The organism is Actinoplanes sp. NPDC051494, assembly GCF_044454705.1.
In the GTDB taxonomy this organism is placed as follows: Bacteria; Actinomycetota; Actinomycetes; order Mycobacteriales; family Micromonosporaceae; genus Actinoplanes.
In genome coordinates this window covers 1-23,878 of the sequence record NZ_JBITDZ010000015.1, presented here as the reverse complement: position 1 = coordinate 23,878, position 23,878 = coordinate 1, and the positions used below count along the sequence as shown (strand labels likewise).

Genomic DNA, 23,878 nt, shown 5'->3' with positions numbered 1-23,878 from the left:
TGATGCGAGAAAACACCAGCACCGTCAATCCCGCCGGGTTCTCCCCCGTCGGCTTCGGGGCGTGGGAGGCCGGCGGCGGCGGGACGTGGGGGCCCAACACCTCCACCACCGACGTGGTCCGGGCCGTGCACGCCGCCTGCGACGCCGGGGTCAACTGGATCGACACCGCGGAGGTGTACGGCGGGGGCGGCGGATCCGAGATCGTCGTCGGCGCCGCCCTGCGCGGGCACCCCGAGATCAAGGTGTGCACCAAGGTCGCCCCGGAGGACGAGACCCATTTCAGCCCGGCCGGTATGCGGGCCGCGCTGACCGCGTCCCTGGGGCGTCTCGGCCGGTCGCACGTGGACGCGTACCTGCTGCACTGGCCGTCACCGTCCACCCCGGTCGACGCCGCCTGGGAAGCGCTCGTCGCGCTCAAGGCCGAAGGGCTGGCCGCCACCGTGGGGTTGTCGAACTTCCCCCTCGACGACGTCACGGCCTGCGCCCGCACCGGCGACCTGGACTACCTGCAGATCCAGGCCTCCGTGCTCTACCGCGAGGAACTGCACACGTACGGGCCCCTGTGCGCGGAGTACGACGTCGGCGTCATGACGTACGGGGCCTTGAGCTACGGCCTGCTCACCGGAGCCGTGCGGGCCGACTCGGCGTTCACGGACTGGCGCGGCGGTGTGATCGGCAACGACGACTTCTTCTGCGTCGAGAACCACGCCCGGTTCTTCGCCGCCGACGTCCGGCCCGGGCACCTGGCCACCGCCGCGGACCTGCGCGACCTCGCCGCCGAACTCGACCTGTCCCCGGCCCGGCTGGCGCTGGCCTGGCTGCTGGCCCAGCGCGACGTCACCACTACGCTGGCAGGCACACGTGACGTGGGCCACGCACGCGACAACGCGCTGGCCGCCACCACCGTGCTGAGCCCGGGCGTCCGGGCCCGGATCGACGCGATGATGCCGGGAGTGCGTGCTTGACGAGCGACCAGCACCGGGGCCGGCGGCGGTGGAGCGATCTGCCGCCGCCGGTCCGCGCCCACGCCGAGACCCGGCTGCACGCCCGGGTCGTCGGCGCGGACAGCCAGCCGGGCGGCTTCACCGACGGGGTCGCCGCCCGGCTGCGGCTGTCCACCGGAGCCCGGGCGTTCCTCAAAGCCATCCCGGCCGGGCACGAACTGGCCGGCGACTACCGGATGGAAGCGACGATCTCGGCCGCGCTGCCCACCGGCACCCCGGCACCCCGGCTGCGGTTCGCCGAGGACACCGGCGACTGGATCCTGCTCTGCTACGACGACGTCGAGGGCCACACCCCGGACCTGGCGGACCCCGGCGACCTGCGGGCCGTCCTGGACGCCCTGCACCGCATGGGTGAGGTGCTGAGCCCCAACCCCGTCCCCGGGGTACGCGGCATCGGCGAACCGCTCGGCCCGCTGTTCCACGGCTGGCGTAACCTCGCCGCCGCGGACGCGTTGAGCCCCTGGCAGCGGCGCCACGCCGACACGTTGCTCGACATGGAACATCGATGGATCGAGGCCAGCAGTGGCACCACACTGCTGCACGCGGACCTGCGGCAGGACAACCTCATCCGCACCACCGCCGGTGACGTGGTCGCCGTCGACTGGGCGTGGGCCTGCGTCGGTGCCGACTGGGTCGACCTCGTCTATCTGCTGCCGGCGGTGGCCGCGGCGGGCGGTGACCCGGAGCCGCTGCTGGGTGAGCTCCCGGCGACCCGCGACGCCGACCCGGACGCCATCACCGTCTTCCTCGCCACCATGACGGGCTTCTACCTGCACAGCGGCGGCACCCCGGACCCGCAGTGGTCACCGCACCTGCGCGCCCACGAGGCCCGTTTCGGCAGACTCTGCGAGCAGTGGCTGCGCCGCCGTACCGGATGGGCCTGAACCGTCCCGACGACAAGGAGACCCCCGATGTCCGTACGTTTCCCGGTGATCGCTTTCGACCTCGACGGCACGCTGCTGCGCGGCACCAGCGCCTCGCTGGTCATCGCCCGCTCGATGGGCACCCTGGCGGCGGTCGAGGAACTCGAGCGCGCCTACACCGCCTACGAGATCGACAACGTCGAGTTCGCGACGCGCGAGGCGCGGCTGTTCGCCGGCCTGACCGCCGACGACATCCGCCACCACCTGCGTGACGCACCCTGGATCGGCGGGGTCGCCGAGACCCTCGACACCCTGGCCGAGCAGGGTGCGCAGCTGCTGCTCGCGACACTCGCCTGGACGTTCGCGGGTGAGCAGCTCCCGCACGCCTACCGCTTCGCCGCCCTCTCCGGCGCGCGGATGGAATACGTCGACGGCCGGCTCACCGGCCGCGTCGGGGCGCACATCAGCGAGGACGGCAAACTCGACTTCGTCGAGCAGTGGTGCGCCGAGCACGGTTACAAACTCGGTGACGTGGCCGCGGTGGGTGACTCCCGCTCGGACGTCCCGCTGTTCCGGGCGGCCGGCACCGCCGTCGCGATCAACGCGTCCGAGGCCGCCCGGCAGGCCGCCGGACATTTTGTCGACACCGAGGACCTGCGCGACGTCCTGCCGTTCCTGCTGGCGGACTGACGCACCCGGCCCGGATCAGGCGGCGAGCTCGAAGGCCGCGTAGTGGTGGTTGCGGCGGCGGGCGTGGATCGTGAACGTGTCACGGATCGTGCGGGCGATGCTCGCCGTCGTGACGGTCGAGCCGGCCACCCGGGCCTCCAGGCGCACCGGGGCACCCCGCAGGTCGTCGATGCCGGCCGCCTTCGCCGCGACGAACAGTTCCAGGTCGAACGCGAAACGGCGTTCCCGTAGCCGGGGCAGGAGCGCGGTGAGCACCTCACGGCGGATGATCTTGCAGCCGGTCTGGGTGTCGCGCACACCGAGGCCGAACATCGCGGTGACCAGCGTCGAGTAACTGATCGACACGAGTTTGCGGACGCCGCCGGCCGCGCTGACCGACGCCGCGTGCCGCTTGTCGGCGTAGACCACGGCATGGCCACCGGCGCGGGCGACGTTCAGGTAGTCGACCAGGTGCCGGGGGTCGATGTCACCGTCGGCGTCGATGAACCCGATCCACGCGCCGCGGGCGGCGGCGAAGCCCTGGTGCAGGGCCGCACCCTTGCCCTGGTTGACCGGGTTGTCCAGGACGGTGACCCCGGCCAGCCCGGCCAGTGTCGCCGGGGAGCCGTCGGTCGAGCCGTCCGACACCGCGATCACCTCGTACGCCACCCCGGCGTCCCGCAGGCAGCCGACCAGCCGCTCGACCGTCCGGCGCAGCGCCGGCCCGGGGTTGTAGAACGGCACGACCACGGTGAGATCGGGGGCGGCGGCGGTGACTGCGGTGGCGTTCATGCCCGATCAGATCGGGCGGCTCCCTCAAGGCGGTCTCCAGCCGGTCTCAAACCCGGCGCAAGGAATCAGGCGACCGACCCGGGGGATCAGGCGTTCGGGGCGGTGATCTCGTCGAGGGACAGCTCCCGGGCGCGGTGCAGACCCTCGGCGACCTGGAACGGGTCGACCTGGGCGTCGTCGGCGACCGCGACCCAGACCCCACGGGCCTCACCGGTCGCGTACTCGACGGCCTCGTCGCGCTCGGCGCCCGGCGCCTCGATGACCCGCACGAAGCTCAGGTCCGCGACCGGGTGCACGCAGGTCTCGGTGTCCTCGGTGCAGACCACGATGACCTCGAACGAGATGCCCTGGGCGAACAGGGTCTGGGCGATGTGCGTCACCGGCTCCCGCAGATCCCCGGCCGGCCGGCAGTTCGGCAGCACCACGCTGGCCTCGACCCCCGTACCCGATGCCCGGCCCTGACCCGCGACCACCGAAACCGCACCGACGACAACCTCGTTCTTTGCGCTCATGCCCCATAGTTCGGCTCGGCACCTCAACGCAGTCTCAAGCCCGGCTAAGGTCCCGCTCAACAAAAAAAGGGGACCGCCGCGGGCAGCGGCGATCCCCCATGCGTTCAGCGGTACGTCACCACGGGGTGTCCGCCGGGCGCAGCGTGGCCCAGCCGTCGTCGCGGGCCCGGGCCGCGCTCAGCAGACCGGCCACCGCGGCGGCGTTGGTGATCTCGCCGCGCAGCACCATGGCCACCGCCTCGTCGAGACCGACCCAGGCCAGCTCGATGTCGGCTTCCTCGTCCGTCCGCTCGTGGCGGGCGTCGTCCGGGACCGCCGACAGCTGCCGGGCCAGGAAGATCCGGATGGTCTCGGCCGTGAAGCCCGGCGAGGTGTGCAGGTCGACCAGCAGGTCATAGCGGGCCGCGACCAGGTCCGCCTCCTCGGCCAGCTCCCGGGCCGCGGCGACGACCAGGTCCTCACCCGCGACGTCGCGCAGCCCGGCCGGGAGCTCCCACAGCTGGGTGCCGACCGCGTGCCGGTACTGCTTGATCAGCGCCACCCGGCCGACCTCGTCGAGGGCTACCACACCGACCGCGTTCTTCGTGGTCACGATGTCCCGGCGGGCGGTGCCGCCGCCGGACATGGTGACCTCGTCGGTGTGCACGGTGAAGATCGGGCCGGTGTACCGCTCGGTCCGGGACCGGGTCTCGTGGGCGAAGGCCGTCATGACGCGGCGACCGCCGACGCCGAGGTGTCCGGCTCCGCGGACGCGGCGACCGCGACCGGCAGCTCGTCGGCGGACGCGTAGTCGACGGCGGCCTTGACGAACGCGGTGAACAGCGGGTGCGCCCGGGTCGGCCGGCTCTTCAGCTCCGGGTGGGCCTGGGTCGCGACGAAGAACGGGTGCGTGTCGCGGTCCAGCTCGATGAACTCGACCAGACGCCCGTCCGGGGACGTGCCGGAGAACGTGAGGCCGGCGTCGGTGAGCTTCGCCCGGTACGCGTTGTTGACCTCGTAGCGGTGCCGGTGCCGCTCGGAGATCTCCGTGCTCGCGTACGCCTCGGCGACGATCGAGCCGGGGGTCAGCGCCGCCGGGTACGCGCCGAGGCGCATCGTGCCACCGAGGTCGCCCTTACCCGCGACGATGTCCTCCTGGTCGGCCATCGTCGAGATCACCGGGTGGGTGGCCTGCTCGTCGAACTCCAGCGAGTTGGCCCCGGTGAGCCCGGCGAGGTTACGGGCCGCGTCGATCGTCATGCACTGCAGGCCGAGGCAGAGCCCGAGGATCGGCACGCCGTGCTCACGCGCGTACATGGAAGTGTTGATCTTGCCTTCGATGCCGCGGATCCCGAAACCGCCGGGGATGACGATGCCGTCGACGCCCTTCAGGGCGGCAGCGGCACCGGCCGGGGTGTCGCAGTCGTCGCTGGGCACCCAGCGCAGCTGCACCTTCGCCAGGTTGGCGAAACCGGCCGCGCGGATGGCCTCGCTGACCGACAGGTAGGCGTCCGGCAGGTCGACGTACTTGCCGACCAGCGCCACGGTGATCGTGCGGCGCGGGTGGTGGACCCGCTCCAGCAGGTCGTCCCACGTCGACCAGTCCACGTCCCGGAACGACAGGCCCAGCCGGCGGACCACGTACGCGTCGAGTCCCTCCCGGTGCAGCACCTTGGGGATGTCGTAGATGCTGGGCGCGTCCGGGCAGGCCACGACCGCTTCCCGGTCGACGTCGCAGTACAGCGACAGCTTGTGCTTGAGCTTGTCCGGGATCTCCCGGTCGCTGCGGCACACCAGCGCGTCGGGCTGGATACCGATGTTGCGCAGCGTGGCGACCGAGTGCTGGGTCGGCTTGGTCTTGAGCTCACCCGACGGCGCGAGGTACGGGATCAGCGACACGTGCAGGTAGAACACCCGGTCACGGCCGATCTCGTGGCGCACCTGCCGGATCGCCTCGAGGAACGGCAGTGACTCCATGTCACCGACCGTGCCGCCGACCTCGGTGATGACCACGTCGGGTGTGCGGCCGTACTCGTCGGGCGACGCCATCGCGAAGATGCGTTCTTTGATCTCGTTGGTGACGTGCGGGATGACCTGCACGGTGTCACCGAGGTACTCGCCGCGGCGTTCCTTGGCGATGACGGCCGAGTAGATCTGGCCGGTCGTGACGTTCGCCTTCGCCGACAGCGGGCGGTCGAGGAACCGTTCGTAGTGGCCGACGTCGAGGTCGGTCTCGGCGCCGTCCTCGGTGACGAAGACCTCACCGTGCTGGAACGGGTTCATCGTGCCGGGGTCGACGTTGAGGTAGGGGTCGAGCTTCTGCATGACGACCCGCAGTCCGCGTGCGGTCAGCAGATTGCCGAGGCTGGAGGCGGTGAGGCCCTTGCCCAGCGAGGAGGCGACGCCTCCGGTGACGAAGATGTGCCGAGTCGCGCGCACTGTTGGTGCCAAGGCCTGCTCCCGTGGTCGGTCAGTTCGGTCTTGCAGACCGGCGACTAACGTAGTTAACGCAAGCGCCATCCACGGGATTTCACAGTAACACCTACGACGGGACGCGTACGTCCGGGCTGCTCGTCGTGCGTGTCAACCCCGGGCCCCCGGGCCCGTCGGTCTCCCCCTCGGGACGGGTCCGATCCGCAGCGTGTTCGAGCACTCGCATCGTGGTCAGCACGAGCAGCGGGACGGCGACCGCGGCGGCCGCCCCGGCCACCCCGAAACCGGCCCCCTGCAGCACGCCGGCGATCAGCACCGCCACCGTGGTGCCACCCAGCGCGGCCCGTAACGCCGGATGCAGCCCGAAGACCCGGTTGAGGCCACCCCACGCGGAGAACTGACTGAACGCCAGCATCAGCGCACCGGCCAGCGCCAGCAACGTCAGCGGGCTGTCCAGGGCGTGCCCGCTCGACGACGCCGCCCGCTGGATCGCCGGGCCGGCACTGCCGTCGAACAACTCGGTCACGAACCGGCCCAGCGTGCCCCGCTCCTGCTCCGGGCGGCGCAGGTCGAGCACCGCGAAACCGATGGTGACCGCCACCGCCGCGACGGTGGCCCACGCGAAGCGCGGGAACGTCAGCCAGCCCCCGGTGCTGATCGCGGCGGCGACACACACCCCGCCGGTCACCGCGACCGCACCCACCGGATCCGCCCCCAGGTACGGACTCCCGACCATGATCACCGCGAAGCCGCCGATCAGCACCACCACGACCGGGCGCCACCGCCGGCGGACCTGCTGGGCCAGGCACCCGGCGACGACCAGCGCCCCGGCGACGAACACGCCCAACCCGACACTGCCCAGCCCGACATACCGCGATCCCTCGATCGCGGAATACCCGGCGACGCCGTTGAGCTGCAACTCCGCACCGGTGAACAGGTCGACGGTGATCACCGCGACGGCCGCGCCCGCGACCAGCCCCAGCGGCCACAGGGTCCGGCCGTACCGCGGCGCGAACCGGATCGCCGCGGTGCCGGCCGCGACCAGCGCGAACGTGAGCGACGCGAACACGATGACGGGATGACCGGCCCGCCACCACGGCACCGCGTCGGCGAGCAGCGCCGCCGGGATGGTCAGCCCGGACGCGATGAGCAGCACCTCGGTGACCCGCACCAGCAGCCGCGACGGCGACGCGGGACCGGTCGGCCCGGCATGCCGGCGCGCACGGATCATCAGCGGGACGACCAGGATGAACAACGCGATCTGCACGATCGCCAGGCCGAGGAAGAACGTGCCGGCGATACCGAGCTGCGCGCCGGCCCGCTGGTTCGCGTCGTGCCGGCCGAGCACCGCGTCGGCCGGGTCGACCGGCCGGCCACCGGTCACCGTGGCCGTGCGCCCGCCGAACAGGCCGTCCGGCGCGGGCCGGCCCAGCGCGGTCAGGATCGTCGGGGCCAGGTCGACCAGCTGGACGTACCCCTCGCGGCCGGTCCCGGGCGAGGTCAGCCATCCGTTGTCCCAGCCCGGGCCCTCGGCGATGGCCACGTGCAGCCGGGAGGTGGTGTCGGTGTCGCCGACCCCCGCGACGACCACCAGCGACCGCGGCGGGCGGGCCGCCAGCACCCGGGCCAGCGTGGCGTCGGCCTGCGCGACCTGCGACTGCCGGACCGCGCCGGAACCACTGATCGTGCCCAGGTCGACGAGGTTGAGCTGGCAGATGCCGAACAGACCGGTCGGGTCGGCCGGCAGCGTGGCCGCATACCGGTCCACCCGGCCGAACGGGCGGGCCGCCGCGATCGCGGCGCCGGCACCCACCGCGTACGTGCAGCGGTTGGACTCGGCCAGCGCGCCCGGCACCGCGTTGAACGGCTGGTCGTCGGCGTTGGACCGGACCACCCCGGCGAGTTCCGGCAGGTTCGCGCCGATCCCGTCGGGCTGCTCGATCGCCGGCGCCACCGGCCGGCACTGCCCGGTGACCCGGTCGGCGTCCCAGACCGCGAAGTTCCCCGCCCCCAGCGTCAGCCAGCCGTCGTCCGGGCAGGTCGTGGCGTGCGCCGAGCGCACCGACAGCCAGCCGATCGCCCCGGCCCGCGCCTCCTGCCACAGTGCCGGGGTGCGCTGCGGATCCAGGTCGTCCCAGCGCAGCCCGGCGGCCCCGGCGACGATGACGTAGTCGGCGGTCTCCTCGCCCACCCCGGTCGCGGGGCGCACGGTGAGCCCGGCCAGGCTCGCCGCCACCGTCAGCGCGACCAGCAGGTACGGCACCCACGACCGGCCCTTCAGGCTCGGCAGGACGGCTTTCACCCCTGCCGGGCCCGGGTGGTCGCGGCAACCGACGCGTACGCGGCCAGGACGTCGGCGATCGTGTCCCGCTCGGTGGGCCACGTGGCGGCCTGGCGCAACGCCCGCTGCGCGTACTCGGTCCGCTTGCCGTCGTCGGTGAGCATCTCGCGCACCGCGGTGTCCACGGCGTCCACCTCACCCGGCGCGATCAGCACCGCCGCGTCCCCGACCAGCTCCGGCAACCCACCGACCGCGGTGGCGATCAACGGCACCCCGGCCCGCAGGGCCTCCTGCGCGAACAACTGCCGCGCCTCCCAGTCACTGGTGATCACGGCCAGGTCGGCGCCGGCCAGCAGGTCCGCCACATCGGTACGGTGCCCGAGCAGGTGGAACCGGGCCCGCAGCACCGAGGCCCGCTGCGCCAGCTGCATGTAGCTCGGCCCGGAACCGGCCACCACCGTCACCGGCGCGGGGTTCAGCTCCCGCCACCGCGCCGACGCCTCGACCAGCAGGTCATAACGCTTCTGCGGGTGCAGCCGGCCCACCGACAGGATCAGCGGCGCGTCACCCGCCAGGCGGAACTCGGCCCGCACCGCCGCCCGGCTGCGTTTCGGCGCGGCCATCACCGGCGCGGCGACCGGGGCCAGCCGCGCGTCCCGGGCACCGAGCGCGCGGGCCCGGTCGACCAGGTCCTGCGAAGCACCCAGCGTCAACGTCGCCGACCGGGCCACGACCCGCTCGACCAGCGCCGACGCACTGCCCCGCAACCCCTTGGCCAGGACCGCGTTGTGCCAGGTCACCACCACCGGGGCCGGCGGGCGGGCCAGACAGGCGACGAACGACGCCCGCAGCCCGTGCGCGTGCACGACGTCGACGTCCCGGCCGGCCAGCGCCCGGCGCAGCGACCGGATCGCGGCCGAATCCTGCGGGCCCGGACTCGCCGGGATCTCCACCGCGGCGAAGTCCGCACCGGCCGCCGAGAACCCGAAATGCTGATCGGTGGCGGCGGGACCGCACACCAGCACCCGGCAACCACCGCCGGTCAGGCCCCGCACGAGCGACAGGACATGCTGGCCGACCCCACCGGTGCTGGAGCCCAGCACGAGCGCCACCGATCCCCGCCAGGGCGCCTGCGCCACGTCGCTCACTTGCGTACCCTCCTGGTTACCCTCGAGACCAGCGGCCCCAGATCACGGCGGTCGAGCGGGAACACCACCGCGAGGAACACCACCGCGACCACGATGCCGCCCAGCATGCCTTGCAGCAGGCTCCGCCCGGCTCCCGGGGTGCCGCCGCCCAGACTGTCCACGACCAGCCACCCGGCCGCCCCGGAGACGATGGCCGCCACGATACCGACGAGCGTCGCCCGCATCAGCCCGGTGAGCGCGGCCGGCCCGGCGTGGCGGCGCACGGCCAGCACCAGCAGCACCCCGATGACCGACATCCCGATCGCGTTCGCCGCGCCCAGCCCGGCGGCCTGCCGGGGCTCGGCCAGCACCGCCGACAGCACCAGGGCGGCGACCGCGGCGACACCCCAGCCCACCGCCGTGGCAGCCGCGGCGGCGACCGTCGCCCCCCGCGCGTACAACGCCCGGGACAACAATGCGAAAAGGGCGTAACCGATGAGCCCGGGCGCGAACCCGACGATCGCGGGCGCGGCCGCCGGCGCCCCGATCAGACTCGCCGCCGGCCAGGCCACCGCACCGAGCGCCGCCGCACCGAGCCCGGCCATCAGCACGACCGTCCGCGCGGTCGACGCCAGCGACGCGGCATACGCGCCCTCGTCACCCTGCGACACCGCCGTGGACAACCGGGGGTAGACGGCGGTCGCCAACGGCACCGCCAATACCGCCCAGGGCAGCAGGAACACCGTCTGCGCCGCGTTGTACGCCGTCAACGGGCCATCGACCGCCAGCGCGATCACCACCAGCACCATGACCTGCTGCGCACCGACGGTGACCGCCCCGGCCCAGCCCAGCCGGACCGCCTGACGTCCCTCGTCGCCGGGGAACCGCAACGCCGGCCGCAACCGCAACCCCAGCCGGGACAGCGGGATCAGCAGGCACAGCGCGAGCACCACGACACCCGCGGTCGTCCCGGCCGACAACAGCCACTCCCCGCCGCGGCTCAGACCACCGAAACCCGTACGCGCCCCGTCCACCGCGGCATAACCCAGATACGCCCCCATCACCGTCACACTCGACAGCAGCGGCGCGATGACCGGCCACGCGAACCGGTGATGGGCCTGCAGCACCCCGGTCAGCACGATCCCGATGCCGTACAACGGCAGCTGAGGGGCGAACACCCGCAACATCCGCGCCGCCACCTGCTGATCGGCGGCGGGCACGTCGAGCAGCCCCGCGATCGGGCCGGCCAGCACCGCCACCAGCACCGCAAGCGGCACCATCACCACCAGCACCCAGCTCAGCAACGCCGACGCCACCGCACCGACCCGCTCCCGGTCCCCCGCCGCCACCGCCCCGGCGACCAACGGCACCACCAGACTGGCCAGCGCACCACCGGCGACCAGCTCGAAGACGATGTTCGGGATGGTGTTGGCCGCGTTGTAGACGTTCGCCAGCCCATCGGCGCCCACGGTATGCAGGAACACGAACGTACGGCCGAAACCGGCGATCCGGGCCAGCACGGTCAGCACGGTGATGACGGCGGCGGCACCCGCCAGCCCGGCCGCCCGCGAACGGGTAGCGGTCACGGAGCCGGGCGCCGGCCCAGCGCGTCGGCCGCCCGCAGCCACGGCGTGTCCTGGATGACCGTGGTGAAGCTGACCTTCTCACTGGCCGCGGTCAGTGAGGCCAGCACACTCAGCGCCACCGCCCGCCCGAACGGCCCGGTCCTCGCCGCCAGTGCCACCCCGAGCAGCGCACCCAGCGCGTTCGCCCCGGCGTCGCCCAGCATGATCTCCTCGCCCAGGTCGGCCGGCAGCAGCGCGGCACCGGCACCCAGCGTGCCCGCGGTCATCGCGCCACCCCGCCCGGCCACCAGCGGCGCCCCGATCACCGTCGCCGCCTTCAGCGCCCGCCCGGGCCGCAGATCGAGCAGATTCAGCAGGTTCGCGGTGCCGGCGATCACCCCGGCACCCAGCAGCACATCACCCGTACGACGCAACGCCCCGGCGTCACGACGGCCCGGATGAGCGCGCACACCCGGGTCGCGGGCCAGCAACGCCGACGCGATCAGCCCCGCCGCACCCACCCCGGCGATCTTGATCAGCCCACTGGTGACCCGGCCCGCACCGAGCGCCGCGAGATGACCTTTGAAACCCTTCGCCTTCTGCCCCGGCCGGTCACCGACGATGTCGTCGTACAGACCGACCGCACCCGACGCCGTGCCCGCGGTGACCACCGCGGCCGCGGCCGCCGGGCCCGGAGCACCGAGCGCCGCACCCAGGGTCGCCCCCAGCGCCAGCGCGGGACCACCCGCGAGAGTGACCGTGGCACCGTGGAAATTCGTGCGCTCCAGCTGAGCGGCCCGCTGGTCACCACGGATCCAGGCGAGCGCGGCCCGCGCCGCCAGCGCCCCGAGGCCGGACGAGGTCACCCTGCTGGCCATGCGTGTGCTCCCTGCCTCGACCCGAGTTGCGACGGGCCCCGAGTCTAGTGAACCGGCACTCAGCCGGCGACCTTCGGGACCTGCGACGAGGCGCCGGCGTCCAGACCGTACTGACCGACCTTGCCCGCCACCAGCCGCTCGATCACCGTCAGCGCGGTCGCGAGCTGCCCCTGCGCGGTGCTGACGTTGTCGACCGTCGAAACGCTCTTGACCAGCGTCGGGTCACCCCGCACCTCGGACACCAGGTTCCCGTCACCGATACCGTTGCCCGCGATCACCACCGGGTGATTACGCACGAACTCCCCGGTCAGCGTCACCGCGTTCTGGTTCTTCTTCGCCGCGTTCTGATCCACCGGCGGCAGACCCGACACGATCACCGTCGCATCGGCACCCGCGGCCGGATCGTCACCCACCGAGAGGTAACCCGGTTCCGTGTACGCGGTGAGCACCGCCGTCAGGTCCTGAGGGGTCACCGCCACGGTCTTCTGCAGCAGCGCCACCGCCAGCAGAGCACTCGACGTCTCCACCCCGTTGCTGTTGAGCGGCAGACCCTCCGACGACACCGTCGGACGCGACGCCCGTTCGGCGAGCTCCAGCAGCTCGTACACGTTGGCCGGGTCGAAGAACTTGTCCTCGATCTGGACCTGCGCCGTGATCGTGGCCCCGGCGACCTTCAGCATCGAGGTCACCCCCTCGGCGTAGTCCTTGCCCGACGGCAGCACCACCACGGCGAGACGACGATCCGCCAGCCGGCCGTTCAGCAGCGCCGGCGACAGCTCGGTCGCGAAGTCCTGACTGCGGTTGAGCTCCTCGCGATACTGATTGGCCTGGTCGCGGTAGTTGCCGTTGTCCTTGCGCAGCGCCTCGACGTTGGCCTTCAGGCTGTCGGCCACCGGACCGTTGAGGGCGGCCGTGCCGACCACCAGCCCGATCGCGAGAGCGAGGAAGACCGCGGTGAGCGACACCACGTGGTACCTGAAGTTGATCACGCCAGAGCCTCTTGGTCCGAATCGCGGGTCAGAAGAGCTGTCCTAACTGGAAGACCAGATTGTCCCACCACTCGGACACCACGGAGAGGTAGGCCTTCCCGATGGTAGACACCGCCACCGCCGCCGCCAGCGCCGCGACCGCCGAAAGCACCAGCAGCAGCAGCGACGACCCGGAGATGTTCTGCTTGTAGAGCCGGCTCACACCCTTGGCGTCGACCAGCTTGCCACCGACCTTGAGCCGGGTCAGGAACGTCGACGCCATGCCGCCACGGCCCTTGTCGAGGAACTCCACCAGGTTCGCGTGCGTGCCCACCGCCACGATCAGCGACGCACCCTTGTCGTCGGACAGCAACATCGCGAGATCCTCGCTGGTGGCCGCCGCCGGGAACGTGATCGCCTCCACCCCGAGGCCCTGCACCCGGGCCAGACCCGGAGCCCGGCCGTCCGGATACGCGTGCACGATCACCTCGGCACCGCAGCGCAGCACGTCGTCGGTCACCGAATCCATGTCACCGATGATGATGTCCGGGGTGTAACCCGACTCCACCAGCGCGTCGGCACCGCCGTCCACGCCGATCAGCACCGGCTTGAACTCACGGATGTAGGGCCGCAACACGTCCAGGTCGGCCTTGTAGTCATAACCACGGACCACGATCAGCACGTGGCGCCCCGAGATCTGCGTCTCGACGTCGGGCACACCGACGCCGTCGAGCAGCAGGTCGCGCTCCTGCTTCAGGTAATCCATGGTGTTCGCCGCGAACGCCTCGAGCTGCACCGACAGACCCTCACGGGCGTCGGCCATCGACGCGGACACACTCTGCGCGTCCTGCCGGATACCGGCGGCGACCGGCTCCCCGTCGAGCAGGATCGTGTCACCGTCGATGCTGACGACGGCACCCTCGCTCAACCCGTCGAAGATCTCCTCGCCCAGGTTGTCGATGAGCACGATCCCGGCCTGGACCAGCACCTCGGGCCCCAGGTTCGGATACCGCCCGGAGATCGACGGCTTCGCGTTGAGCACCGCCGCGACCCCGACCGCGACCAGCGAGTCAGCCGCCACCCGGTCGATGTCGACGTGGTCGATGACCGCGATCTCACCCGGGCGCAACCGCCCGACCAGGCGCTTGGTCCGGCGGTCGAGTCGAGCCGTGCCGGACAGGCCCCCGGGTTCGACGCTCCGGGTCCGGCGCAAGGTGGGAAGTCGCATCCTCGTCATCCTGACACGCCTCGTCCAGCCGCTTGCACGCGACATGCACAACGTCACCCCCAAAAGGGGCATAGTTGGTCCTAACTATCCCCGCTTCTCACGATCAGCGACCGCCAGCAATTCCTCGGCATGCGCGATGCCCAGATCCGAATCCGGCAACCCGGCCAGCATCCGCGCCAGCTCCCGCGCCCGGTCCGTCTCCTCGACGATCTTCACACCACTGGTCGTGATCGCGCCACCGGTGTCCTTCGCGACCACCAGATGCCGGTCCGCGAACGCCGCCACCTGCGGCAGATGCGTCACCACCAGCACCTGATGGGTACGCGCCAGCCGCGCCAGCCGCCGGCCGATCTCCACCGCCGCCTGACCACCGACCCCGGCGTCGACCTCGTCGAACACCAGCGTGGGCGGCCCACCGGCCCCGGCGAACACCACCTCGATGGCCAGCATCACCCGCGACAGCTCACCGCCCGACGCGCCCTTCTGCAACGGCAACGCCGGAGCACCCGGATGCGCGATCAACCGGATCTCGATCTCGTCCGCACCGTCCGGGCCCACCGCCAGCTCACCGATCACCGGCTCGTCACGGCCCGGCGTCCGCGCCAGCACCACGATCTCCACCCGCGAATGCGGCATCGCCAGCCCGGCCAGCTCCACACTCACCTGCTCGGAGAACCGCCCGGCCGCCTCCACCCGCGCCGCCGTCACCCGGCCCGCCAGCTCGGCGACCTGACCGGCCAGCCGGACCCGGTCCTTCTCCAGCTCCTCGAGCACCTCGTCCGAGGTGTCCAGCAACGCCAGCCGCGACCGCGCATGGTCGGCCCACGCGATGACACCCTCGACGTCATCGGCGTACTTACGGGTCAGCGCCCGCAACGCCGCCCGCCGCTCGTAGATCATCTCCAGCCGCGCCGGATCCGCGTCCAGCTGCGACAGGTACGCCGACAACTCCGACGCCACGTCCGCCACCAGCGTCGCGGCCTCCTCGATGCGCCCGGCCAGCTCCGCCAGACCCGGATCCACCCCGGTCTGCGCCTCCAGCGTCCGCTTCGCGGTGCCCAGCAACTGGGTCGCGTCCAGCGTGTCGTCGTCGGTCGCCTCGACCCCGCCGGCCAAAGCCTGGGACGCCACCGCGGCCGCGGTACGCAACCCCTCGGCGTGCTCCAGCCGCTGCACCTCGGCCCGCAGGTCGTCGTCCTCACCCGGCTGCGGATCCACCCGGCTGATCTCGTCGAGACCCAGCTTCAGCAGCTCCGCCTCCTGGGTACGCTCCCGGGCGTTGCGCCGCCGGTCGGCCAGATCGTCGACCACCGCACGCCACTGCGAGAACGCCTGCCGATAGGTCGCCAGCAGCTTCTCGTGCTCCGGCCCGGCATAACGGTCCAGCTGGGCCCGCTGCTCGGCCGGACGCAGGATCCGCAGCTGGTCGGACTGCCCGTGCACCGCCACGACCTGCTCACCGACCTCGGTCAGCATCGAGACGGGCATGCTGCGCCCACCCACATGCGCCCGCGACCGGCCCTCGATCGTCACCGTGCGGCTCAGCAGCACCGACCCGTCGTCGTCGACCTCACCACCCGCGTCGGTGATCCGGGTCTGCACCGCGTCGGCCAGCCGGCCGTCCAGGCGCAACCGGCCCTCGACCATGGCCCGGCCGGGATCGGCACGCACCCGACCGGCGTCGGCCCGGCCCCCGAACAGCAGGCCCAGACCGGTCACCACCATCGTCTTGCCCGCACCGGTCTCGCCGGTGATCGCGTTCATGCCCGTGGTCAACCGGAGCGTCGTGTCGTCGATGACGCCCAGGCCGGTGATTCGCAGTTCCTCAAGCACAGGGCGAACAGTATCGGTGCCCACCGACAATTGCCCACCGGCGTCCGCCAGGTGATCAGCGTCGATTGCCACGCCAGCCCTCGACCGGCAGGTGGAACTTGGCCACCAGCGTGTCCGTGAACGGCTTCGGATTCAGCCGCACCAACCGCACCGGAAGATCACCACGACGCACCGTGACCTGCGCACCAGGCGGCAGATCCCACGTCCGCCGACCGTCGCAGCACATCGACGCGAACGACGTGTAAGGATCCACCGTCAGCACGAACGTCGAGGTCGGCGCCGTCACGATAGGTTTGCTGAACAACGCGTGCGCACTGATCGGCACCAGCAGCAACGCCTCCACCTCGGGCCAGACCACCGGCCCACCCGCCGAGAACGCGTACGCCGTCGACCCGGTCGGTGTGGCGCACACGACACCGTCACAGCCATACCGCGACAACGGGCGCCCGTCCACGTCCACGAGCAGCTCGAGCATCTGCGCCCGCTGCCCCTTCTCCACGCTGACCTCGTTGAGCGCCCACGAATCGGCGATCAACCGGCCGTCGTACTCCGCCCGGACATCCAGCGTGAGCCGCTCGTCCACCGTGTAGTCCCCGGCGACGATGTCCCGCACGGTCTGATCGATGTTGTGCAGCTCGGCCTCGGCCAGGAAGCCCACCTTGCCCAGGTTGATCCCCAGCAACGGCGCCTTCGCCGGGCGCGCCAGCTCCGCCGCCCGCAGGAACGTACCGTCCCCGCCGAGCGCGAAGACGATGTCCACCCCCTCGGCCGCGGCCGGATCGTCGACCGGGGTGACACCGGGCGGCAGCTCCAGATCGGCCACCTCCTCGGCGATGACCTTCACCTCGAAACCGGCCGCGACCAGATCCCGGGCCATCGTCTGGGCATGCTGCAGGCTCTGCTTACGTCCGGTGTGCGTGACCATCAGCGCCGAGCGGCTCATGCGGCGTCTCCAACGAAGGTCTGGGGCAGAAGCGTGGAACCCGTCACACGTCCTCCATCGGGGGCGAAACCGGCGTCGATGCCGGCCCGCCGGAATTTACCTCGCCGGAGGGCCCCGCCGCGACCACGGCGCGTACCCGTTCCGCGTCAGCCGGTGGTGCGTCCCGCCGGAACCACACGAAGAACTCCACATTGCCACTCGGCCCGGGCAACGGACTCGCCGCCACCCCCGCCACCCCGAGCCCCAGCGCGGCCCCCGCGGCGGACACATCCAGCACCGCCTCGGCCCGCAACCGCCAGTCCCGCACCACCCCGCCGGAACCCACCCGCTCCTTGCCCACCTCGAACTGAGGCTTCACCATCAACGCCAGATCCCCGTCCGCCGCGGTACAAGCCGCCAGCGCGGGAAGAACAAGCCGCAACGAGATGAACGAAAGATCGGCCACCGTCAGCGCGACCGGGCCGTCCACCATCTCCGGCGTCAACGTACGAACATTGGTGCGCTCCATGATGACGACCCGATCATCGGTACGCAGCGGCCACGCCAACTGCCCGTACCCGACGTCCACGGCGTACACCTGGGCGGCGCCCTCCCGCAGCAGCACATCGGTGAAGCCACCCGTGGACGCGCCGGCGTCCAGGCAACGCCGGCCCGTCACGTCGATACCTGTGAACGCCTTCAGCGCGCCCACGAGCTTGTGACTGCCCCGCGACACGTACCCGTCAGCCGGGTCCTCCCCCGTGACGACCACCGGATCGGCCGGGTCGATCATCGTGGCCACCTTCTGGGCCACACTCCCCCGCACCTGCACCCGGCCCGCGGCGACAAGCGCGGCGGCCTGCTCCCGGGACCGGGCAAGCTTGCGACGTACCAGTTCGGCGTCCAGCCGTGCGCGACGAGCCATCAGTGATCGATACTCGCCAGCGTCTCCTGCAGCACCTGGTGCGCGGCCTCGTACTCGGCGAGCTGCTCAGCCGGAGCGAGCGAGGCGGCATTGGCCAGCGACTGCAGAACAGCGTCGACGGCCGGATGCCCCGTCGACTCGGACCCCTCGAGCATCCCCGGCGTAACCTCGGCCCGCGCCGGCTGGCCCTGCGGCACCTGGCCCTGGTTGCCCTGGCCCTGGTAGCCCTGGCCCGGCTGTCCCGGGGACGGCCGGAACCCACCCGGCTGCGGCTGACCGGGACGCGGCCCCCCGGGGGGAGGCCCGGGCCGGAACCCACCGGGCCGCGGCTGCTGATGCGGGTACGTCACGACGTGGCCTCCGGCGCGCTGTCGGTCTCCGCCGCCGGGACATCCACGGCGGCTGTGTTCTTAGCGGGAGTGCTCCTCTTCGCGGGAGCAACCTTCTTCGCAGCCCTCTTCACGGCCGCGGGCCCCGCCACCGCAGGCTTGCCCGCCACCGCAGGCTTTGCCGCCGCCGCGGGCTTGCCGGCCACCGGGGGTAGCTCCGTCTCCGCCGCGGCGGCCTTCACGGACGCCGTGGGCGCCACCGCCGTCCCCGGCTCACCGTGGACAGCGGGCGCCGCCTTGGCGGCCTTCCGCGCGGTCTTGGCGACCGTCGTGGCCTTCGCCGGCACCGCCTTCCCTGGCGCCTCCGCCCCGGGGCCGGTCGTGGCCGGCGTCGCCTTCACGGCCTTCACCGCCTTCTTCGCCACCGCCTTGACCGGCGGGGCCGGAGCCGCAGCCGCATCGGCGGCCGGAATCGCATCCGGGGCCACGGTCCTCGCCGCCGGCATTGCGCCGGGCGTCGCCTTGACCGCCCTCTTCGCCACAGCCTTCTTGGCCACAGCCTTCTTGGCCACGGGCCGCTGGACGGGCGGAACCCCGTCCCCGGCCACCGCCTTCTCGGCCACAGCATTCTCGGCCACCGCTTTGCTGGCCACTGCTTTGCTGGCCGCCGCCTTCTTGGCCGCGGCCGACGCGGCTGCCGGGTTCGCCGGGCCGGGCTCGGCCAGGGTCACGCCGCCGTCCGCCTCCGCCGCCTCCGCGCGGGCCTGGGCCTCGCGCAGCTGCCGCTCGAGATCCTTCACGCGCGTGTTGAGATCGGACACCTCGTCCACCGTCGCGAGCCCGACCTTGCCCAGGGCCCGGTCCACCTCGTAACGCACGATGTTCGTCAGTGCCTCACGGTTCGCCACGCCGGTGGTCATCAGGTCCTCGACGAGGCCCTGCAACTGACCCGCGGTGGCTCCACCCTTGTTCAGCAGCTCTCCGGCGACCTTCTGCGCTTTTCGGCGCGGTGCCTCCGTCAAGCCGAGCGCCATCTCCAGATACGCCCGCCATGCGTCCTGCATCGTCGGCTCCCCTCTCAGCGCCACACCAGGCTCACCGCCCGCGCTTTTCGCTGCTGCCACGCTACCGGGCATACCCTCACCGGCCGTCGGGTACCGTGCGGTACGAGATCAGGTGTCGCGAAGGAAGGTCCCCAATGGCCACCGCTGAGGAATGCCGTACGGCGCTGGAAAAGCTCGCCGCCCGCTTGGACGCCAACGCGGCGACCCGGGGGAAACTCGACCTCGACCGAACCCTGGCCTGCCGCGTACCGGACCTGTCCACCGCGTTCCACGCCCGCCTCGAAGGCGGCCGGCTGCTGGACATCACCGACGGTGACGACCCGAAAGCCAAGATCGCCCTCACCGCGGACAGCGACGACCTCATCGCCCTGGTGACCGGCCGGCTGGACGTCACCAAGGCGATCGCGTCGCGCCAGGTCGCCATCAAGGCGAACCCGTTCGACCTGCTGAAACTCCGCAAGTTGCTCTGAGCGGCGGATCGCCTACCCGGCGGTCAGACCCCACTCGGCCAGCAGCTTGCCGGCCTCGTCGGATCCGCTCGTGGGACGGCCGCCGCCCCACACGTATCCGGCCAGCAACCGCAGCGCGTCCACCGGCGCACCCGTACCGTCGAGCCGCCCGTCGACCAGCCGCCACCCACCGGCCTCGGCACCGTTCGCCGGGATGACCGCCGCCTCCGCCGGAGCGAAAAGCCCCGCCAGGTCGGCGGCCACATACGTCGGGCGCCGGGACGCGGGCGCGGCCAGCACCTCGGCCGGGCCACTCACCCCGGTCAGCACCAGCAGACTGTCCATGCCGGCACCCACCGCGCCCTCGATGTCCGTGTCGAGCCGGTCCCCGACCGCGAGCGGCCGACGGGACTTCGACAGTGACGCGGCCGTCTCAAACAGCGCCGGGGCCGGCTTGCCGACCACCAGGTCGGGCTCGCGGTCCAGCGCCGTGCGCAGCACCGACACCAGCGACCCGTTGCCGGGCAGCGCTCCCCGCGGGCTGGGCAGGGTGCGGTCGGTGTTCGTCGCCACCCACATCGCGCCGGCCCGGACCGCCAGCGCGGCCTCGGCCAGGACCTTCCAGCCGACGTCCGGGCCGAAGCCCTGGACCACCGCGGCCGGGTTGTCCTCGAGCCGTTCGACGGGGGTCAGCCCGGCGTCGCGTACCTCCGCCTTCAAAGCCTCGGCCCCCACCACCAGGACCGGCGCACCCGCCGGCAAGGTCTGGGCCAAACGCGCGGCGGCGGCGCCGGCCGAGGTCAGCACCTCGTCCGGCTCCGCCGAAACACCCATACCGTTGAGCAGATCCGCGACGTCCGCCGCACGCCTGGACGCGTTGTTCGTCGCGTACGCCAGGGAGGTGCCGTCGGCCCGTAGCCGGGAAACGGCCTCGGCCGCCCCGGCGATCGGCTTGTCGATCAGATAGACGACCCCGTCCAGGTCGAAAATGACCAGGTCGTACCCGTCGACAAGCCGATCCGTCACGCCTACTCCTCCGTCACGCCGCATCCGCCGTCGGATGCGGTCCGCCAGCCGACAGGCTCAGGCCTTGTCGGCGTCGCCCTCGGACTTCACAGCCGCACCGTCGACAGACTTGGCAACCGGCTCGGCCGCCTCGTCGTCGTCGTCGTCGTCGTCGTCAGCATCTTCGTCGCTGTCGTCGTCGTCTTCGTCGTCATCCTCGTCGTCCAGGCCGGCCTCGCCCTGGTCCGCCTCGGCCTTGACCTCGTCCTCGGCCTGCTCGTCGTCCTCGTCGTCGCCCTCGATCGAGACACCGTCGAGCTCGAGGAGCCGCTCCGCGGCGTCGGTGAGGTCCTCGGTGTCCGCGGCCTCGGCGCGCGAGAACCACTCCCGGGCCTCATCGCGGCGACCCGCGGCGAGCAGCGCGTCGGCGTACGCGTACCGCAGCCGTGCCGCCCACTCCGCGTCGGCGTCCCCACTGAGCTCCTTGACCTGGAGCATCGCCACAGCAGCCTCGTGCTGACCGAGGTCACCACGGGCACCCGCGGCCACGATCAGCAGCTCGATCGCGCCGGCCTTGTCGAGGGTCTCCCGGTCCGCACCACGGAACAGGTCGATCGCCCGCTCCGGACGGCCCAGCGCCCGCTCACAGTCGGCCAGCTCGGCCAGGTGGGTCTGCTTGCCCGTCATCCGGTGGTACGTCCGCAGCTCGGCGATCGCGGTCGTCCAGTCACCGGCGGCGTAGGCGGCCAGGCCGACGGCCTCGCGCACCACGGCGATCCGCGACGCCATCCGCCGCGCGGCGATCGCGTGCTGCAACGCCAGCTCGGAATCCTCGTCGATGATCTGGCCCGCGGCCACGAGGTGCCGGGCCACCTTGTCGGCGGTGTCCCGCGACAGGCTCAGCAGCTCGGCACGCACGTCCTTGTCCAGGTCGTTCGCGGCGATGTCCTCGGGGATCTCGGGAGCCTTGAAAGCCGGCTGCTCATCGCTGCCCGGCCCACGCTCGTCCCGGAACCCACCACGGTCCTGCGGCCCACGGTCGTTGCCGCGGTTGCCCTGGAAGCCACCCTCGCGGGGGGCACGGTCGCCACCGCGGAAGCCGCCACGGTCGCCACCGGAGGAGGCGCCGCGGTCGCGGTCGCCGCCACGGAACCCACCGCGGTCGCCGCCACCGTCACGCGGGGCGCGGTCGGAGCGGAAGCCACCCTCACGGGGAGCGCTGTCACGCGATCCACGGTCCAGGTCGTTACGGAACCCACCACGGTCGCCGGCGTCGCGCGGGGCGCGGTCCGGACGGAAGCCACCCTCGCGGGGGCCACGGTCGCCACCACGGAAGCCGCCACGGTCGCCACCGGAGGAGCCGCCACGGTCACGGTCGCCGCCACGGAACCCACCGCGGTCGCCACCGCCGGAGTAACCACCCCGGTCGCCGCCGCCCTGGTAGCCACCGCGATCGCCGCCACCCTGGTAGCCGCCACCCTGGTAGCCGCCACGATCGCTGCTGCCGCCACGGTTGCCCTGGTAGCCACCCGAGCTCGAACCGCCACGGAAGCCACCACGGTCGCCACCGGAGCTGGAGCCACCGCGGAATCCACCCTCGCGGGGGCCGCGGTCGCCCTGGGGACGGTCACCCTGCGGGCGATCGCCGTACGGACGGTCACCCTGCGGCCGGTCGCCCTGGGGACGATCGCCGCGGTAGCCGGCGCCACCACTGCGGTTACCCGGCCGGTCGCCACCACGGAACCCACCGCGGTCGCCACCACCCGAGAAGCCGCCACGGTCACGGTCGCCACCACGGAACCCACCACGGTCGCCACCACCGGAGTAACCACCCCGGTCGCCGCCACCCTGGTACCCGCCACGGTCACTGCTGCCGCCACGGTTGCCCTGGTAGCCACCCGAGCTGGAACCGCCCGAGCTGGAACCGCCACGGAACCCGCCGCGGTCGCCGCCCTCACGGGGACCGCGGAAGCCGCCACGGTCGCCACCGGACGAGGCGCCACGGTCACGGTCGCCACCACGGAACCCACCACGGTCGCCACCACCGGAGTAACCACCCCGGTCGCCACCACCCTGGTACCCGCCACGGTCACTGCTGCCACCGCGGTTGCCCTGGTAGCCGCCCGAGCTGGAGCCGCCACGGAACCCACCGCGGTCGCCACCCTCACGGGGGGCGCGGTCACGGTCGCCGCCACGGAAACCACCACGGTCGCCACCACCACTGGAGTAGCCACCGCGCTCGACGCTGCGGTCGCCGCCACCGGAGTAGCCGCCACGGTCGCTGCCGGCACCACGGTTGCCCTGGTAGCCACCGGACGAACTGGAGCCGCCACGGAACCCACCGGAGGACGGACCACCCCGGCTGCCCTGGTAGCCGCCCCGGTCGCCACCGCTGGAGGAGCCGCCGCGGAACCCGCCCCGGTCACCGCCGGAGCTGCCGCGGTCACGGTCACCGCCACGGAACCCGCCCCGGTCACCCCCACCCTGGTAGCCGCCACGGTCGCTGCTGCCGCCACGGTTGCCCTGGTAGCCACCCGAGCTCGAACCGCCACGGAAACCACCACGGTCGCCGCCGGAGCTGTCGCGACGCGGGGCTCCGCGGTCGCTGCCCCGATCTCCTCGGTCACCGCGCGAGTAGCCCTCGGAGCCGCCCTCGCGGCGGGGCCGGGCCTCGTCGTCGCGGTTGCCGCTGTCCTGCGGTCCTGGGTTCACGGGTCATTTCCTTCCGAGGTTCGGCACTACCGGCGCGGGGGCGCGGCTGGCCGGGGAACACAACATCACGTACAGGGGGTACTGCTGGTACAAACGTCAGATCAACCTCGCACGACGCTGCGTACGAGCTCACGCCCGCCGGCTCGCACGTGCCACGCCGGGTCGGCGTCCGTACAACGCTACTAGGCGCCGAACGCACAAAAGCAGTCGAGGGCCAACCCCATCCGGGGAAGGCCCTCGACTGTACGTTGAGTCCGGCGGCGTCCTACTCTCCCACACCCTCCCGAGTGCAGTACCATCGGCGCTGGAGGGCTTAGCTTCCGGGTTCGGAATGAGACCG

General features: G+C 72.2%; 21 protein-coding genes and 1 rRNA gene. 4 read left to right on the top strand and 18 right to left on the bottom strand.

The genetic code is table 11. The features are described from left to right. Positions 1–2: 2 nt before the first annotated feature. The 3 genes from ACIA6A_RS36935 to ACIA6A_RS36925 are packed head-to-tail and all read left to right on the top strand — an operon-like array spanning position 3 to position 2,557. Positions 3–965, top strand: a complete 963-nt coding sequence (locus tag ACIA6A_RS36935; protein ID WP_396102714.1) for an aldo/keto reductase — start codon at positions 3–5, stop codon at positions 963–965. Continuing rightward, positions 962–1,888: a phosphotransferase family protein gene (locus ACIA6A_RS36930; RefSeq protein WP_396102713.1), complete on the top strand. Its 927-nt coding sequence runs from the start codon at positions 962–964 to the stop codon at positions 1,886–1,888. Before ACIA6A_RS36935 ends, ACIA6A_RS36930 begins: the two co-directional genes overlap by 4 nt. A gap of 27 nt (positions 1,889–1,915) precedes the next feature. Continuing rightward, a complete protein-coding gene (locus tag ACIA6A_RS36925; RefSeq protein WP_396102712.1) occupies positions 1,916–2,557 on the top strand; it encodes an HAD family hydrolase in 642 nt (213 codons plus the stop codon). Positions 2,558–2,572: 15 nt separating this feature from the next. Here the strand turns inward: ACIA6A_RS36925 and ACIA6A_RS36920 are convergent, their stop codons facing one another. The 15 genes from ACIA6A_RS36920 to ACIA6A_RS36850 all read right to left on the bottom strand — a co-directional run bounded on the left by ACIA6A_RS36920 (position 2,573) and on the right by ACIA6A_RS36850 (position 19,372). Then, positions 2,573–3,328, bottom strand: coding sequence for a glycosyltransferase family 2 protein (locus tag ACIA6A_RS36920; RefSeq protein WP_396102711.1), 756 nt, complete (start codon positions 3,326–3,328; stop codon positions 2,573–2,575). An 86-nt stretch (positions 3,329–3,414) separates the two neighbouring features. Further along, positions 3,415–3,840 carry a hypothetical protein gene (locus tag ACIA6A_RS36915; RefSeq protein ID WP_396102710.1) on the bottom strand — a complete coding sequence of 142 codons (426 nt, stop codon included), beginning with the start codon at positions 3,838–3,840 and terminating at the stop codon, positions 3,415–3,417. A 115-nt stretch (positions 3,841–3,955) separates the two neighbouring features. Continuing rightward, a complete protein-coding gene (locus ACIA6A_RS36910; RefSeq protein ID WP_396102709.1) occupies positions 3,956–4,549 on the bottom strand; it encodes an NUDIX domain-containing protein in 594 nt (197 codons plus the stop codon). Beyond that, complete coding sequence (locus tag ACIA6A_RS36905; protein ID WP_396102708.1) at positions 4,546–6,270, bottom strand: CTP synthase; 1,725 nt, start codon at positions 6,268–6,270, stop codon at positions 4,546–4,548. Before ACIA6A_RS36905 ends, ACIA6A_RS36910 begins: the two co-directional genes overlap by 4 nt. A gap of 91 nt (positions 6,271–6,361) precedes the next feature. Continuing rightward, positions 6,362–8,554, bottom strand: a complete 2,193-nt coding sequence (locus ACIA6A_RS36900) for a hypothetical protein (RefSeq protein WP_396102707.1) — start codon at positions 8,552–8,554, stop codon at positions 6,362–6,364. Beyond that, on the bottom strand, positions 8,551–9,681 hold the full coding sequence (locus ACIA6A_RS36895) for a glycosyltransferase family 4 protein (RefSeq protein WP_396102706.1): 1,131 nt from the start codon (positions 9,679–9,681) through the stop codon (positions 8,551–8,553). The genes ACIA6A_RS36900 and ACIA6A_RS36895 overlap by 4 nt, the downstream gene beginning before the upstream one ends. Next, positions 9,678–11,246 carry a murein biosynthesis integral membrane protein MurJ gene (murJ, locus tag ACIA6A_RS36890; protein ID WP_396102705.1) on the bottom strand — a complete coding sequence of 523 codons (1,569 nt, stop codon included), beginning with the start codon at positions 11,244–11,246 and terminating at the stop codon, positions 9,678–9,680. The genes ACIA6A_RS36895 and murJ overlap by 4 nt, the downstream gene beginning before the upstream one ends. Then, entirely contained in the window at positions 11,243–12,103 is an 861-nt protein-coding gene (locus ACIA6A_RS36885; protein WP_396102704.1) for a hypothetical protein, read from the bottom strand. Before ACIA6A_RS36885 ends, murJ begins: the two co-directional genes overlap by 4 nt. 59 nt (positions 12,104–12,162) lie before the next feature. Then, positions 12,163–13,092, bottom strand: coding sequence for a copper transporter (locus tag ACIA6A_RS36880; RefSeq protein ID WP_396102703.1), 930 nt, complete (start codon positions 13,090–13,092; stop codon positions 12,163–12,165). A gap of 28 nt (positions 13,093–13,120) precedes the next feature. Beyond that, positions 13,121–14,299: a putative cytokinetic ring protein SteA gene (gene steA, locus ACIA6A_RS36875; RefSeq protein ID WP_396102702.1), complete on the bottom strand. Its 1,179-nt coding sequence runs from the start codon at positions 14,297–14,299 to the stop codon at positions 13,121–13,123. A gap of 84 nt (positions 14,300–14,383) precedes the next feature. Further along, positions 14,384–16,132 carry a DNA repair protein RecN gene (recN, locus tag ACIA6A_RS36870; protein WP_396102701.1) on the bottom strand — a complete coding sequence of 583 codons (1,749 nt, stop codon included), beginning with the start codon at positions 16,130–16,132 and terminating at the stop codon, positions 14,384–14,386. 55 nt (positions 16,133–16,187) lie between these two features. Then, complete coding sequence (locus ACIA6A_RS36865; protein ID WP_396102700.1) at positions 16,188–17,075, bottom strand: NAD kinase; 888 nt, start codon at positions 17,073–17,075, stop codon at positions 16,188–16,190. A gap of 43 nt (positions 17,076–17,118) precedes the next feature. Further along, a complete protein-coding gene (locus ACIA6A_RS36860) occupies positions 17,119–17,979 on the bottom strand; it encodes a TlyA family RNA methyltransferase (RefSeq protein ID WP_396102699.1) in 861 nt (286 codons plus the stop codon). Next, entirely contained in the window at positions 17,979–18,134 is a 156-nt protein-coding gene (locus ACIA6A_RS36855; protein ID WP_396102698.1) for a hypothetical protein, read from the bottom strand. The genes ACIA6A_RS36860 and ACIA6A_RS36855 overlap by 1 nt, the downstream gene beginning before the upstream one ends. Before the next feature lie 191 nt (positions 18,135–18,325). After that, positions 18,326–19,372, bottom strand: coding sequence for a phasin family protein (locus ACIA6A_RS36850; RefSeq protein WP_396102697.1), 1,047 nt, complete (start codon positions 19,370–19,372; stop codon positions 18,326–18,328). Between the two features lie 134 nt (positions 19,373–19,506). Here ACIA6A_RS36850 and ACIA6A_RS36845 point away from each other — a divergent pair, with 134 nt between their 5' ends. Beyond that, positions 19,507–19,842, top strand: coding sequence for an alkyl sulfatase C-terminal domain-containing protein (locus ACIA6A_RS36845; RefSeq protein ID WP_396102696.1), 336 nt, complete (start codon positions 19,507–19,509; stop codon positions 19,840–19,842). 12 nt (positions 19,843–19,854) lie between these two features. Here ACIA6A_RS36845 and ACIA6A_RS36840 read toward each other — a convergent pair whose 3' ends face one another. From ACIA6A_RS36840 to rrf, 3 genes are all read right to left on the bottom strand, one after another. After that, complete coding sequence (locus ACIA6A_RS36840) at positions 19,855–20,871, bottom strand: HAD-IIA family hydrolase (protein WP_396102694.1); 1,017 nt, start codon at positions 20,869–20,871, stop codon at positions 19,855–19,857. Between the two features lie 33 nt (positions 20,872–20,904). Beyond that, positions 20,905–21,699 (bottom strand): Replicase polyprotein 1ab, encoded by a 795-nt coding sequence (locus ACIA6A_RS36835; RefSeq protein WP_396102895.1) that lies wholly within the window; start codon positions 21,697–21,699, stop codon positions 20,905–20,907. A gap of 2,091 nt (positions 21,700–23,790) precedes the next feature. Further along, positions 23,791–23,878, bottom strand: a 5S ribosomal RNA gene (rrf, locus tag ACIA6A_RS36830); the annotation flags it as partial.

Excerpts from the sequence above, each read along its gene's own strand:
- ACIA6A_RS36925 (WP_396102712.1), top strand. The coding sequence starts at position 1,916 with ATGTCCGTACGTTTCCCGGTGATCGCTTTCGACCTCGACGGCACGCTG.
- ACIA6A_RS36845 (WP_396102696.1), top strand. The coding sequence starts at position 19,507 with ATGGCCACCGCTGAGGAATGCCGTACGGCGCTGGAAAAGCTCGCCGCC.
- ACIA6A_RS36865 (WP_396102700.1), bottom strand. The coding sequence starts at position 17,075 with ATGAGCCGCTCGGCGCTGATGGTCACGCACACCGGACGTAAGCAGAGC.
- ACIA6A_RS36910 (WP_396102709.1), bottom strand. The coding sequence starts at position 4,549 with ATGACGGCCTTCGCCCACGAGACCCGGTCCCGGACCGAGCGGTACACC.
- ACIA6A_RS36935 (WP_396102714.1), top strand. The coding sequence starts at position 3 with ATGCGAGAAAACACCAGCACCGTCAATCCCGCCGGGTTCTCCCCCGTC.
- ACIA6A_RS36920 (WP_396102711.1), bottom strand. The coding sequence starts at position 3,328 with ATGAACGCCACCGCAGTCACCGCCGCCGCCCCCGATCTCACCGTGGTC.
- ACIA6A_RS36915 (WP_396102710.1), bottom strand. The coding sequence starts at position 3,840 with ATGAGCGCAAAGAACGAGGTTGTCGTCGGTGCGGTTTCGGTGGTCGCG.
- ACIA6A_RS36850 (WP_396102697.1), bottom strand. The coding sequence starts at position 19,372 with ATGCAGGACGCATGGCGGGCGTATCTGGAGATGGCGCTCGGCTTGACG.
- steA (WP_396102702.1), bottom strand. The coding sequence starts at position 14,299 with ATGCGACTTCCCACCTTGCGCCGGACCCGGAGCGTCGAACCCGGGGGC.
- ACIA6A_RS36840 (WP_396102694.1), bottom strand. The coding sequence starts at position 20,871 with ATGCGGCGTGACGGAGGAGTAGGCGTGACGGATCGGCTTGTCGACGGG.
- ACIA6A_RS36855 (WP_396102698.1), bottom strand. The coding sequence starts at position 18,134 with ATGCTCGAGGGGTCCGAGTCGACGGGGCATCCGGCCGTCGACGCTGTT.
- ACIA6A_RS36885 (WP_396102704.1), bottom strand. The coding sequence starts at position 12,103 with ATGGCCAGCAGGGTGACCTCGTCCGGCCTCGGGGCGCTGGCGGCGCGG.
- ACIA6A_RS36860 (WP_396102699.1), bottom strand. The coding sequence starts at position 17,979 with ATGGCTCGTCGCGCACGGCTGGACGCCGAACTGGTACGTCGCAAGCTT.